We start from the raw sequence: 13,076 nt of genomic DNA, 5'->3' as shown, positions 1-13,076 counted from the left end.
GTTGTTAAAATTTAAAATCTTGTGAATATGTCATACATAATACTATTATTTTAAGTATATTGGCCCAACCAAGACACATATCTAACATGCGGATATTAAAACAGCTTTTTATACTTATAATCGTGCTCCTAGGCACATTCCCAGCTTTTGCCCAAGACAGCCTTAAGCTTTCCATTCAAGATTATCCCAATCTTCCGGCCGAACCTGATCAGCCAAAGGCCTTCGGCCTCGCAGGGATGTTGGGGGGCGTGCATAATGGAGTAGTGATCGCAGGAGGAGGAGCCAACTTCCCCGATGCCCTTCCCTGGGAAGGTGGACAAAAAAAATGGAGCAGTTCCATATATATCCTCGAAGATGACATATGGCAATTGGCAAAAACTTCTCTGCCATACCCTTTAGCCTACGGAGCATCGGTAAATCTTCCCAATGGAATTCTGTGTATTGGCGGTAACAATATTGAAGAAACCAGTAATGCTGTTTTTCTTATGAGTTACGACAAAAATACCTCGGACATATCCATAATAAACTACCCGGACCTCCCAGAACCTCTATCCAACTCTGCCACCGTTATCAACGGAGATTATGTTTATGTTATTGGGGGCATCAATAATGGTAAGAGCACCAACGCTTTTCTAAGACTGGATCTAAAAACCAAAACTTCCTGGGAACGGCTTCCGGATTTCCCGGGTCCCCCCAGGGGCCTTCATACGGCAGTGGTCCAAGAAGCCACTGAAGCTAAAAAGATATTTGTGGTTGGCGGAAGGAATGAAGTAAAGGGAAAACTTTCGGAAGTAATCCGCACCTATTTATCCTATAATCTCAAAAACAATACTTGGCAAGAAGAAGGTGAAGTACTTATAGACCAAAAGCCCAGGGTATTGATGGGGGCCTCCGCCGAAGCCATGGGATCTATGCATTTAATGATTTACGGTGGTTCTGACGAAATACTTTTCAATCAATTGGAGCAATATGGGTTACAAATTTCCAAAGAGAACAATGATTCCATAAGGCAAAATTTAATTCGATCAAGAAATAATATATTAAATAGACATCCCGGTTTTAGCAGGGACATTTTGGCCTACAACACCATTACCAAAAAATGGTTCGTCCATGATAGTCTGGACATTAAAATTCCGGTTACGGCCCTATCTTTCAGCGACCAGGACAATTTCATCATCGTCTCAGGTGAAATATCTCCCGGAATACGCACGCCGAAAGTACAAGCGTTCAAAATTGCGGAAGCTTCACATCCTTTTGGACTGCTAAATTATGGGATATTGGCGGCATATTTGTGCATATCCGTCCTTATAGGGCTATATTTTTCCAGGAAACAGCGCTCTACTGAAGACTACTTTACCGGAGGTGGGCGTATCCCCTGGTGGGCTTCGGGACTCAGTGTTTTTGGAACCTTGCTGAGCGCAATAACCTTTATGGCTATACCGGCCAAAGCCTTTATTACAGATTGGTCCTATTTTATGCTCAATATGACCGCCATTTTGATTACCCCTGTAATTGCCTATATATTTATTCCATATTTTGCCAAACTACGGATATCCACAGCATACGAATTTCTGGAGAATAGGTTTAATTACACGGCCAGGGCATTGGGCAGTCTTTCCTTTATTTTGTTTCAATTGGGCAGAATCGGGATTGTCCTATTGCTGCCATCATTGGCTGTATCCATAGTTACCGGAATACCCGTTGAGGCCTGTATTTTATTAATGGGCATACTCTGCATAATATATACTGCATTCGGAGGGATAGAAGCGGTAATTTGGACAGATGTAATGCAGGTGATAGTTTTAATGGGGGGTAGTGTTTTGGCTATTATCTGGATTATGCTGCATACAGAGGCTAATTTCAGTGAAATGATAGATTATGCATCAAACAGAAATAAGTTCAACATTATGAACATGGAACTCAATTTTACCGACTCCACTTTTTGGGTGGTTTTCATTGGAGGATTGGCTTCTGCTCTGGTCACCCAAGGAACGGACCAAACCATTGTTCAACGCTACTTGACCAGTAGAAATATCAAGGATTCACAGAAAACCGTCTACACCAACGCCATTATGACCCTACCGGCAACCGTAATATTCTTCGGTATTGGAACCTTATTATTTATATTTTATTCTGAGATGCCCGATCGCTTATCCCCATCCATTACCAACAACGATTCCATTTTTCCGTGGTACATTGTTAAAGAGCTTCCTCTAGGAGTGTCAGGACTGCTTGTGGCAGGAATCTTTTCAGCGGCAATGTCCAGCATCAGCAGTAGTTTAAACTCGGTTTCCACGGCATTCTGCAGCGACTTCTACAAGCACTTCCGTCCCGAAATAGCCGATTTGCGCCTCCTACGCATTGCAAGGGTGGCTACCATAATCACAGGTATTTTAGGGGTGTTGTTTGCACTATGGATGGCTAGTTCCAACATAAAATCCCTATGGGATGAATTCTACAGATACCTGGGTCTTTTTACGGGCGGCCTGGGAGGAATGTTCCTTTTGGGCATGTTGACAAAAAAAGCCAATGCCAAAGGCACGCTGATCGGATTTGTGTTTAGCGGGGGACTAATCTACTATATTAGTAACTATACCTCTATAAACTTTTTAATGTACGCCTTTTTTGGATTGGTTTCCTGCTTTGTATTTGGATATGTATTTAGCCTGATTTTTAAAAACAAAAAACAGAATGGAACCCAAATTTAAAATTTTCTACCTTTCCAATGCCCATTTATTTGCTAATTCAATTTGGGCGAAAAGAAAAAGATGAGGTAAGTTATGAACCATGGCCAGCCTATTTGGAAGCATATTCCAATTCCGGCAAAGAGGCTTCATTTTCCCTTTTTAGCTTCCATCGTCTATGGCTCCACAACCATAATTCCGGGGCACTCATAATGGCCTGTTCCAATTGTTGGGCATATTTTTCCAATATCTCAAAATTGTCCCTTATTTGTGGGTGATCTTCAATGATCTTAAATTCCAATTCATAATACCCGCGCCGCAATTTTTTAAAAAATGGAAATAGGACTACCTGATCCGTTTTCTTGGCTATCTTATCTGCACCAACAAAAAAAGCAGTTTCCTGATTTAAAAAATTATACCAGTATTTGGAACTCTTTTTAGTTGGACTTTGATCACCGATCATACAATTTAAGGTAAGTACTTTCCTCTGATGATTATCTATAATGGTCCTAAAACCCTTGTCCGATTCCACACAATTTACACCAAAACGTTCTCGCATATTTTTGAACAGCTCATCAAAATATTTGTTTTTAATAGGCTTGTAAAATGTATTGGAGCTATAGGGAAACATTAAAGGCAAAAAAACCAACCACTCCCAATTGCCTTGATGCCCTGTGTACATGAGAATACTTCGTTGGTCATTTACATACTCTTGGATCAACTCCGGATTCTTGATGAGCAAGCGTTTTTTTATTTCCTTCTCCCCTATCGTCAACCTTTTAAACGATTCCAAAACAATATCACAGAAATGCCTATAAAAATCCTTGGCAATCTGCCCGATCTCCTCTTCACTCTTAAAAGGAAATGAATTTCTAAGGTTATTGAATACCACCTTTTTACGATATCCTACTACCCGGTATACCAAGAAATACATCATATCCGAGAGAACATAAAGTACCCCCATTGGTAATATGGAAACTGCATAGAAGGGCAGAAATTTAACTCTTGAAAGGTATTTCATCCTGTTCTGTCTTAAGTTCTTCCAATAAAAACAACAGCATTTAAAATGCTACAACAATCCAAATACGCTAAAATGGTCTAAAACTAAATTTTTGTCCTCCTACCGAAGCATCGGCCATTAGACCAGCTTTAGGTAAAACAAACACGGCAACCCCATCCTTGTATTTCGCGTTCAAGGCTATTCCAGACTTTAGCGCAACCGCCGACACCTCTGCTGCAAAGCTAAAATTGCCTTGTTTAAATTCGCTAAGTGCCTCAGCATCTTCGAAAAAAATGACCTCGATTATTGCCTGCCCACCTGCCTGCAACCCAATATTTAATTTTTTAAGTCCGGCTAGGCCTATAACATTTCCATCTTCATAAACGGCTCCATTTCCTGAAGCTCCGCCTACCACAAGTCCACCTTTACCAACGTTTGGAAAAATTACGTATCCAGCAGAATCATCAAATAAGCTTTGCAAGCCGGAATGGGCCTTTAGCAAGGTCTTTTTTGCCTTGGCAGCATCGTTAAGAATTTTTTTATCCTTTCTTGTCTGTGATATTGCTACGGCCGTTGACATTACTGCCAACAAAATTATAGTAAATTTTAATATTTTCATCGTATTGATGTTCTGCTATATTTGTAGGTCAAAATTAGAAATACTTACTATGGACCCATTAATTTAAAATTGTAAGAATTTGTTAATACTTCTTTTACCCAATCTAAGTTAATGATTTTTAGGCAATTGTACTTAATATCCAATTACCAAAAAAAGACAAGGAGAGACAACATATTTATTTAGCGCAACAATTGCAACGGCTTAAAATGGTATTTCTACCCTTAAAATATATAACGCTGTTAACACTGTGGTAAGCATAAAAGTTTTGTAAATGGAACAACAAAAATGACCAAGGTCATTTACATCCATTTTCCTATTTCATAACTTTATGTTTGTACCCAATATTACAATAAAGTAAATAGTAATTATTGGCACTGGGTAATAAATACCACTGTAATAATGAAAATATTAAATTACAGATGTCATTTACAACATTTTAATACACAAAATTATGAGCGCTTCAATCAATAAAAAAAGTATGATGGAGTGGTTGGATCCAAGCGAAATGCACGAAGCCAGCCTAAAATGGATGTCCGAATTAAAATTCATAAGGGACGAACAGCTGTTCTTGAACGATTTGGTAAAATCCTACACTTTGCAATTAACGGATTCCGCCGTGTTCAATGAAAGCAAGGAGATTATTGGGGCTATCGCAACCGCCGAAAAGGAAGTAATTGTACTTATGAAAAAAGTACAGGCCCATGAGAACCTATTGGAAATTATGCTGGATCATGTAGATCAGTTGAAAATGGAAAAAGCCTATACCGAGACCCATTGGGAGTTAAATTCAGAAATAGGAAAATATTCTGTTAGCTATAGGGAACTTAAGTCGCGCCTTTTTAAACTGGTTTCAAAAATCATGAAAAAGGACAAAGGGAATAGGTTGCTCAACTAAGTAAAACACCCGGTATTTCAATTAAGCCCCCCTATACCGGTCTTTTGGCATGCTATTGTATTTAGTACTTATTCGAATATTACCTCTCAAATAAGCAATATTTATTTAACCTATCTTTTCCCGATCCAACACCATCTATTTTCTTACAATACTGTCGTTTTAACAAAGTTTAGCAGTGTTTTGCAATTTATTTAAGAAGTTTTGGAGCAACCTTTGTATGTGTATAATATCTAAAGAAAAAAAACGTTCAACCTTGGTCTATTTTTTAGATACTCTGAAATAAATTAATAATATGGAAATAGTGACCCCAATAGTAAAGCTAATAGACAATAATCCATTTATCTCAATAGTTTTTTGTCTGCTTATAGCCTTAGCACTTATCACCTACAAAATCGTTAAAAAAAGAACCTATTAAATCTATTAATGGGGATGACGACCAATTGGCCCATCCCTTAATATTTCCCGTTACAAAAAACTAAAAAAAGCCTTCAGCTAAATATATTATTCCATATTTATAGAGGCTTCCAACAAACAGGATTAGCAATAGGTAGTATACAAAAACGATAAAGTAGCACCTATTTTCCAAAACAGGGACTACATAAAATCACCTTTTACCTGTTCTTAGAAAGAGCCTCTTAAACCAATACTGCTTGGCCCAATTTGAAGGCTCCAGCTAATTTTGTTCTTAGAATCGATCCCTGGATATCTTTCCTTATTAAGATATTTGTCTATGGAATCGACTACCACAACGCTTACCGCCATACTCAGTGCCACATCGGTCAACCAATGTGCTCCACTCCAAAGTCTGGTTACTGGGGAAAGTAGGCCCAGAGTGTAAAACCCGCCTTTGGCCCAAGGATTTTTAAACTGCTTGCCTATGGCATAAAAGGTGGTAAATGCCAATATGGTGTGACCCGAGGGAAAACTGTGATAGGCAGCCTCCTTACTAAAAGGTTCAAAACTTGCCTTTCCCATATTGGCAATGGGCCTGGCCCTCCCCACCAAAGTTTTGCTTACGGTCTGTATCAATCCCACCGTGGTGGCCGATGAAATTAAGAGCACCCCTGTTTTTCTCCATTTTTCATTCTTCGTAAAAAGCCCTATTAAATACACCCCTCCGTTGATGGAGTAATTGTAAAGCGGTTTTCCAAGATAATAGCCGGTTTCCTTAAGAACTCCCGGCACGTCTTCTTCCTGCCCCTGAAACCAGTCGGAACTCTCCTCGTCAAAAGTAAATAACGCAGCAGTTCCCAAGACTATGGCCCCTGCCGTTAAAAAATTTTTTTTCTCCCAATGAAACGGCCGAGAGTAGGCATACTTTAACCCGCCAAAGGCACTTGCTCCATCATACCCCAGCATTTCCCAGGTAGTGACCGTGTCCATGGCTTTTGCCTGAGCCTTCACCTTAGGTATGCATAAGAAAAAGAATAGACAAATTATAATTACTTTCATTTTCAAAACCATTAGAACGTCCTTATGGAAGCCAAAATTAACCAATTATGGTTTTAGTTCTAAATTTTAATGTACACCATCGCAATAAAGGAAATTATTAGCTGGCACTGTCAATCATTTAGGTCGAGGTAAGTATATTTACCCTTACAAACCGTAACATTCCCATTCGCTAATTGGTCACCACTATTAGGCTATAAATTGACACCTGTTCCCTGAAGGGAGTCATCGTGGTCCCATGTAATGAGCCAAGGATCCCGAGTCTGGATTTGAAAGGCCTTCATTTTTTTGATCATTTCATCCATTACTTCCTTATGATCCGGGTCATTGGCCAAGTTCAAGATTTCATCTGGATCTTTTTCCAAATCGAATAATTCAAATTCGGGGTGAAATAGGTAATCCTGCACCTTTCTTTTTCCATAAAACTCCTTTTGGTTTCTATGTACTTCCTGCCAGGTTGATGCCGCCCACAGGTCTGAAGCGAAGGGGTATTCCAAGCGCCATGCTATGTTTCTGATCAGCTTATAATTCTTGTCGCGAACCACGCGCATGGGGTAATACATCGTAATTTCATGAAAGGTATGGGAGGCAAATATTTGATCCCATCCTTCGGGTTCCTTTACGTTCAAAACATCTTTAAAAGAACGCCCATGAAACGAATTTTCCTTTATTTCCACTTTCGCCATGTCCAAAATGGTCGGCGTTAGGTCTACCCATGAAATCATAGCATCGGATGTAGTGTTCTTCAATTTTGAAAAGGGATCTTTTATGATACATGGCAATTTCATGCCCGGTTCATAAAGAGTGGTCTTTGCTCCCGGAAAAGCCATTCCGTTGTCCGATATATAAATAACAATAGTGTTGTCTGCCTTGCCCGACTCCTTGAGCATCTGCATCAACCTACCAAAACCTTGATCTATCCTAGAAACACTTTGATAGTATTGCGCAATTTCTTCCCTGCTTTCCTTGGTATCCGGTAAAAAATCGGGTACAATAACCTCTTCGGGATCGTAGGTTATGGTTTCTACTCCGGCATATCCATCCACCTTATTTCCGAAACTATTTGGGGCATCCCACTGCCCTGGGTTGGTCGAAGCTGCGCGATGGGGATCATCTGTACAGAAATAAAGAAAAAATGGCTTTTCCGAAGCCAATACATCTTTACATTCTTCTGCCATTTCCACAGTGTTTCTTGGGTTGGCCTTTAACTCCTCCTGAAAATGGTACACCGATTCGGGAGCTACGTGGTACTTGCCTATTCTTGCTGTGGTATAACCCTCCTTTTCAAGTAGCACCGGTAGGGATTTTACTTTGTCATAGGTGCTAAAATGATGATAGTCGTGCACATGCCCATAAGACCCAGTGGCGTGGCCGAACAGTCCAGTAAGTATTACCGACCTGCTGGCGGCACAACTGGCAGTGGTACAATAGGCATTGTTGAAACGTACTCCTTCGGTAGCCAATTGATCCAGGTGAGGGGTTTTAATTACATTATTCCCATAAGAACCCAAAGCATCCGTCCCATGGTCATCAGCAACAAAAAGTATGATGTTGGGTCTGGATATCGATGACTGTGTTATTACCCTTGCTTCCTTATTATCGGCACAGGCATTGTACAACAGCACTATAATGGATAAACTAACGACTTGCTTAAGTTTCATTGGATTTATTTAGTGGTTAAAATTCATTTTGTATTATTCCTACTATTGTCTGGGTTCAACCGAATACCCTTGTTGTTGGTACCTTTCCAAAACACCCTGCATACCCATAATAATTTCGGGATAGTTATCATAGAGGTTATTTTTCTGTTCGTCATCAATTTCCATATCGAATAGTAGTCCAGCCGATTCAAAATCCGTGTAACCTCTAAGCTCCTTAAAACTTTCGGGCATTTTGGAATGTTCTCCAGAAGGACCGTTTATATATAGGCATTTACCTTGACACAAGGCCCAGATTTTCTCGTAGGTATTATGTACCGTGGCCTCTCGCAAGGGGGAACTATACGCCTTGCCTTTTAAAAGCGGGGTTAAATTATAACTATCGGGTGCCGCATTTGTGGGTAAGCCTGTATTGGTAATGGATGCCAATGTTGCCATGATATCTACCTGGGATATTACTTCCTTGGAAACAGACCCAGGCTTAATGTGGTTTGGCCATTTTACAATAAAAGGGACATGGTGACCACCTTCCCAGACATCCCGTTTTAGCCCTCTAAATTCGCCCATACTGAAATGTCCATATTTTTGGGCTCTTTCGAAGGCATACTTTTCCGGTCCGTTATCAGCCGTAAAAATAACGATGGTATTCTCGTCCAGGCCTTTTTCTTTTAAGGCTTTCAAAACTTGACCCGCTACCCAGTCCGTTTGATAAACAAAATCTCCATACGGCCCTGCCAAAGACTTCCCTTTAAATTCATCATTTGGAATTATCGGGGCATGTGGAGAAGGAAGGGCGAAATACAAAAAGAAAGGCTTATTACTATCCTGTTTTCCAATCCATTCCACTGTTTTTTTTGTAAGCGTAGGCAATACCTCATAAGGGTTCCAACCTTCCACCTTGGGGCCAGGTCTAAATTCCCATTCCCCTTCCTCAATATCGAAGCCCACATTATGAACATCCATGACACTTTCCGGCAATTGTACAAGGCGGTCATTTTCCATCCAAGCATAGGGAGGAAAATTAATGGTCCCATCACCAAAATAATAATCAAATCCCCTATCCAAAGGTCCACCGCCAATAGGTTCACTCCAGTCTATATCCTCCGGTTGATAAAATTTTCGTATCCTTCCCCATTGCGTTACCTCCCCAGAGGGTTCATTTATAAAATTCCAATTCCATCCCAAATGCCATTTTCCAATACAAGCGGTTTGATATCCATTATTTTTTAAAACTTGAGGAAGGGTAACATCACTTTTATCAAAAAATGGCTCCCCAAAAGCACCTACAATACCAAATTGCCTCCTCCAATGATAGGTGCCCGTAAGCAGTGCATACCTACTGGGGGAACAAATCCCTGATGAGCTGTGGGCATCAGTAAAGCGCATGCCCTCTGAGGCCAATTGATCCAAATTTGGAGTGGGTATCTTGGAATGGGGGTTTTGGACATGAAGGTCTCCATATCCCATGTCATCTGCATAAATAATAACAATATTGGGTCTGTCGTTTTCTGCTTTTTGACCAAATGAGTAAAAGCCCAACAACAAAAACATACTTAGCTTTATACTTAAATATTTCATTTTGTAAGTGTTAATAAAACTCCTGTATTTAATAGGTTACCATAAGTGATAAAGATATCGTAAAGTATTAAAAATGGTTTATTTCATACTATTTACTTGTCGGTTCCCTGCTTTGTATATTTAATTGCGTTTATGCGCTGGCCCGTACTATAATCCAATCTCTTTCCGTAATAGATATAATTGTCAAAAACATCCCCATTGCCCAAGGTGCGGGGATCGCCCTGCGCCCTAAGCTCTGATTCCATTTGAAATCGGAGTTCTTTAACTTGAACAGCATACTCTGGAAGATTAGCCAAATTTGTAATGCAATGTGGGTCCTTTTGGATGTTGTACAGCTCATGTTCCGGTCTTTTGTCAAAATTCATCTCAAAAAGGAAATATTCCCTATCTCCCTGTTTTAAGTTGGTAAGATAACTTTTGGTCGGAGAACCATCGCAATTTAAATACCCGAATTCGGGGTTTCCGACCGGCCATCTTTCCGGTTTTATATTGTGAACGTATAACATGGAATCATTACGTATGGCACGGACAGGATAGGCCAAATCTGTGCCGTCCTGATTGGAACGACCTACATCATGACGTTCCTTGCCTAACAAAACATGGTCCCGTGTTGGATCCAATTGTCCAGAATTTGGCGATAGCAATTGTTTCACAAGACTTCCCCCTGTCATTTGGGGATGTGGTTCTGCCCCTACTACCTCCATAAAGGTAGGCGCCAAATCTGAAAAGCTGACAAAATCGTTCACGGTACGGCCAGGCAATATTTTACCTTTCCAATAAACGATCAAGGGAATATGAAAACCCTCTTCATAAATTTGCCCCTTTACCCTTGGGAAGGGCATCCCGTGATCTGAAGTAATTACGATCATGGTATTCTTCAGCAAATCTTTTTCCTCAAGTATTTTTATGGCCCTGCCCACTTGGGTATCAAACCATTCCACCTCATTGGCATAATCCAACAAGTCTCCACGGACAATATCGTTATCTGGATAAAAGGGCGGAACAGTTGCTTCCTTCAATTGTCGCCCTGCTTTTTTCCAAGAATCCAGTTCATATGCCCTATGGGGTTCCTTGGCCCCCAACCAAAAACAGAATGGCGTATTTGGATCCTTTTTATTCAAAAAATATTCAAAATTTGCAGCATAGTCTACATCACTGATAGCCTTATAAGGAGGTATTAGTTTTATACTGCTGTATTCCGGACCAGCGGGATTGTCTGCAGTATCGTACACCCCTGGCCCCCATCCCTTACCAGTAAAACCAACATCGTACCCCACCTCTGACAGTAATTGGGGATACGTCCTAAACTCGGAAGGAAAACGACCATTGTGGTCGGCTGCCTCCTTGAGCTGCCAACTATATTTCCCCGTGAGTATACATGCCCTGGCAGGAGAACATTTTGGATTGCCGTTATAGGCATTGTTAAACACAACTCCGTCCCTAGCAATGCTATCGATTGATGGTGTATTGACAAAGGTATCGCCATATGCGCCAAAACTCTTCATGGAGGCATCATCCGCAATGCAAAAAAGAATATTGGGTCTTTCACCTGTTGCTTGGGCATTGATTAAGAGGGCAAAGAACAAAGTTCCAATTAACAATGGGTAAAAGCTTGGTGATTTCATGATTCGGTTTTTTATCTTAACATTATGGGTTGGAAACATTAAACAGTTTACTTCAACTCCAATTCTTGGACACCCTCATTCCCATTACCTCTAATTTTTTTAAAATCCGCAACTAATTCCTGAAGTTTTTCTGGATTGGACTTCGCCAAATTCTCCTTTTGACTAGGATCTTTCTCCAAATTATAAAGTTGATATTCCTCAGCATTGCCCAACTCAATATTTACCTGTTTGTTTATCGCCGCTCCCTTGTAAGGTGGAATCATAGCCCAATTGCCCTTTCTAAAGGCTGTTCTAGAAGTTGCCTCCAAAACCAACTCTTCCCTTCCATCTGTAGACTTGCCTAGAAAAGCATCCAAAAGATTCTCGCTGTCCTCCCCTGTTTTATCGCTTCCGACCAAGGCTGCCATGGAGGTGAGCAGGTCTAGTTGACATACCAAGGCATTTGACTTGCTAGGGGCTATAGTACCCTTCCAATAAGTGATAAAGGGAACCCTTGTACCGGCATCGAACAAACTATATTTACCTCCCCTTAAAATTCCTGCAGGGGTATGATTGCCCAGTTTTTCCTCAGAGTCGTCATAGTAGCCATCATTCACAACAGGACCGTTATCACTGGAAAAGACGATCAAAGTATTCTCAAGGATTCCTTCGTCTTCCAAAGTCTTCATAAACTCCCCTATCATCCAATCGGCTTCCAAAATAACGTCTCCTCTTGGGCCCATTCCAGATTTTCCGACAAAACGTGGATGCGGTGTACGTGGTACATGTGGCTGCTGTAAGGCATAATAAAGAAAGAAAGGTTCGCTTTTATGCTCTTTCACATAATTTTGAGCCTTGGCCAGAAAATGGTCGGCCATATCCACATCGCTCCATTTGGCAGCCTCCCCACCTTTCATAAAGCCTATTCGCGGCACTCCGTTCACTATACTGTTATTGTGGCCATGATGCCATTTCATGGTGGTTAGTTCAGGATTGTCCAATCCCGTAGGCTCACCTTCAAAATTTTTATCATAGCTAACTTCTATTGGGTCGTTAGGGTCCAAACCATCCACATGACCATCGGCAATATACACCGTTGGCACCCTGTCTTGGGTTGCTGCCAGAATATAGGAATAATCAAAACCTACTTCATTGGGCCCCGGAGATACCCTTTCGTTCCAATTCACCATGCCACTACCTAGACCCAAGTGCCATTTCCCCACAATACCAGTGGCATATCCTTCTCCCTGCAACATTTTGGGCACAGTCATTTGTGCCGTGTCTATAATCAAAGGAGCTGTTCCAGGCAATATTTTAGCATCCTTGTTACGCCAAGGATACCTGCCCGTTAGTATGGCATACCTACTGGGGGTACAGGTGGCAGAGGAGGCATAACCGTTGGTAAACTGCACTCCGCCCATTGCCAGGGCATCCATATTGGGCGTGCTGATCTCGGTGGCGCCATAGGCACTCATATCCCCATAGCCCAGATCATCCATATAAATAAAGACAATGTTCGGTTTTTTTGAATTCTCTACAACGGCGACCTCTTTTTCTGCCTTGGACTTGCATCCTACCATAAGCAAAAC

The 13,076-nt window shown here is 41.0% G+C and carries 9 protein-coding genes; 2 read left to right on the top strand and 7 right to left on the bottom strand.

Features of this window, described 5'->3' with window-relative positions; all coding sequences use genetic code 11:
• The first annotated feature begins 86 nt into the window (after positions 1 to 86).
• Positions 87 to 2,708 carry a sodium/solute symporter gene (locus tag MWU84_RS08430; protein WP_246900577.1) on the top strand — a complete coding sequence of 874 codons (2,622 nt, stop codon included), beginning with the start codon at positions 87 to 89 and terminating at the stop codon, positions 2,706 to 2,708.
• 88 nt (positions 2,709 to 2,796) lie between these two features.
• Here MWU84_RS08430 and MWU84_RS08425 read toward each other — a convergent pair whose 3' ends face one another.
• Together MWU84_RS08425 and MWU84_RS08420 are read right to left on the bottom strand one after the other, a co-directional pair.
• Positions 2,797 to 3,705, bottom strand: coding sequence for a lysophospholipid acyltransferase family protein (locus MWU84_RS08425; RefSeq protein WP_246900575.1), 909 nt, complete (start codon positions 3,703 to 3,705; stop codon positions 2,797 to 2,799).
• 67 nt (positions 3,706 to 3,772) lie between these two features.
• Positions 3,773 to 4,303, bottom strand: a complete 531-nt coding sequence (locus MWU84_RS08420; protein ID WP_246900572.1) for a YSC84-related protein — start codon at positions 4,301 to 4,303, stop codon at positions 3,773 to 3,775.
• A gap of 451 nt (positions 4,304 to 4,754) precedes the next feature.
• Here MWU84_RS08420 and MWU84_RS08415 point away from each other — a divergent pair, with 451 nt between their 5' ends.
• A complete protein-coding gene (locus MWU84_RS08415) occupies positions 4,755 to 5,198 on the top strand; it encodes a hypothetical protein (protein ID WP_246900570.1) in 444 nt (147 codons plus the stop codon).
• Between the two features lie 621 nt (positions 5,199 to 5,819).
• On the opposite strand, the gene MWU84_RS08410 is transcribed toward MWU84_RS08415, so the two are convergent.
• From MWU84_RS08410 to MWU84_RS08390, 5 genes are all read right to left on the bottom strand, one after another.
• The gene (locus MWU84_RS08410; RefSeq protein WP_246900568.1) at positions 5,820 to 6,650 is read right to left on the bottom strand and encodes a phosphatase PAP2 family protein; all 831 of its coding nucleotides are present in this window, start codon (positions 6,648 to 6,650) and stop codon (positions 5,820 to 5,822) included.
• A 191-nt stretch (positions 6,651 to 6,841) separates the two neighbouring features.
• A complete protein-coding gene (locus tag MWU84_RS08405; RefSeq protein WP_246900566.1) occupies positions 6,842 to 8,308 on the bottom strand; it encodes a sulfatase in 1,467 nt (488 codons plus the stop codon).
• Positions 8,309 to 8,350: 42 nt separating this feature from the next.
• Positions 8,351 to 9,883 (bottom strand): arylsulfatase, encoded by a 1,533-nt coding sequence (locus MWU84_RS08400; protein ID WP_246900564.1) that lies wholly within the window; start codon positions 9,881 to 9,883, stop codon positions 8,351 to 8,353.
• Between the two features lie 92 nt (positions 9,884 to 9,975).
• Complete coding sequence (locus tag MWU84_RS08395) at positions 9,976 to 11,508, bottom strand: sulfatase (RefSeq protein ID WP_246900562.1); 1,533 nt, start codon at positions 11,506 to 11,508, stop codon at positions 9,976 to 9,978.
• 47 nt (positions 11,509 to 11,555) lie between these two features.
• Positions 11,556 to 13,067 carry an arylsulfatase gene (locus MWU84_RS08390; RefSeq protein ID WP_246900766.1) on the bottom strand — a complete coding sequence of 504 codons (1,512 nt, stop codon included), beginning with the start codon at positions 13,065 to 13,067 and terminating at the stop codon, positions 11,556 to 11,558.
• Between the last annotated feature and the right edge of the window lie 9 nt (positions 13,068 to 13,076).

Source organism: Arenibacter sp. F20364 (genome assembly GCF_023015905.1).
GTDB lineage: Bacteria > Bacteroidota > Bacteroidia > Flavobacteriales > Flavobacteriaceae > Arenibacter.
The sequence above is the reverse complement of the archived record's forward strand: the minus strand, read 5'-3'. Positions and strand labels throughout refer to the sequence as shown.

Coding starts and splice junctions, on each gene's coding strand:
- MWU84_RS08405 (WP_246900566.1), bottom strand. CDS start 8,308: ATGAAACTTAAGCAAGTCGTTAGTTTATCCATTATAGTGCTGTTGTAC.
- MWU84_RS08400 (WP_246900564.1), bottom strand. CDS start 9,883: ATGAAATATTTAAGTATAAAGCTAAGTATGTTTTTGTTGTTGGGCTTT.
- MWU84_RS08395 (WP_246900562.1), bottom strand. CDS start 11,508: ATGAAATCACCAAGCTTTTACCCATTGTTAATTGGAACTTTGTTCTTT.
- MWU84_RS08410 (WP_246900568.1), bottom strand. CDS start 6,650: ATGAAAGTAATTATAATTTGTCTATTCTTTTTCTTATGCATACCTAAG.
- MWU84_RS08420 (WP_246900572.1), bottom strand. CDS start 4,303: ATGAAAATATTAAAATTTACTATAATTTTGTTGGCAGTAATGTCAACG.
- MWU84_RS08425 (WP_246900575.1), bottom strand. CDS start 3,705: ATGAAATACCTTTCAAGAGTTAAATTTCTGCCCTTCTATGCAGTTTCC.
- MWU84_RS08390 (WP_246900766.1), bottom strand. CDS start 13,067: ATGGTAGGATGCAAGTCCAAGGCAGAAAAAGAGGTCGCCGTTGTAGAG.
- MWU84_RS08415 (WP_246900570.1), top strand. CDS start 4,755: ATGAGCGCTTCAATCAATAAAAAAAGTATGATGGAGTGGTTGGATCCA.
- MWU84_RS08430 (WP_246900577.1), top strand. CDS start 87: ATGCGGATATTAAAACAGCTTTTTATACTTATAATCGTGCTCCTAGGC.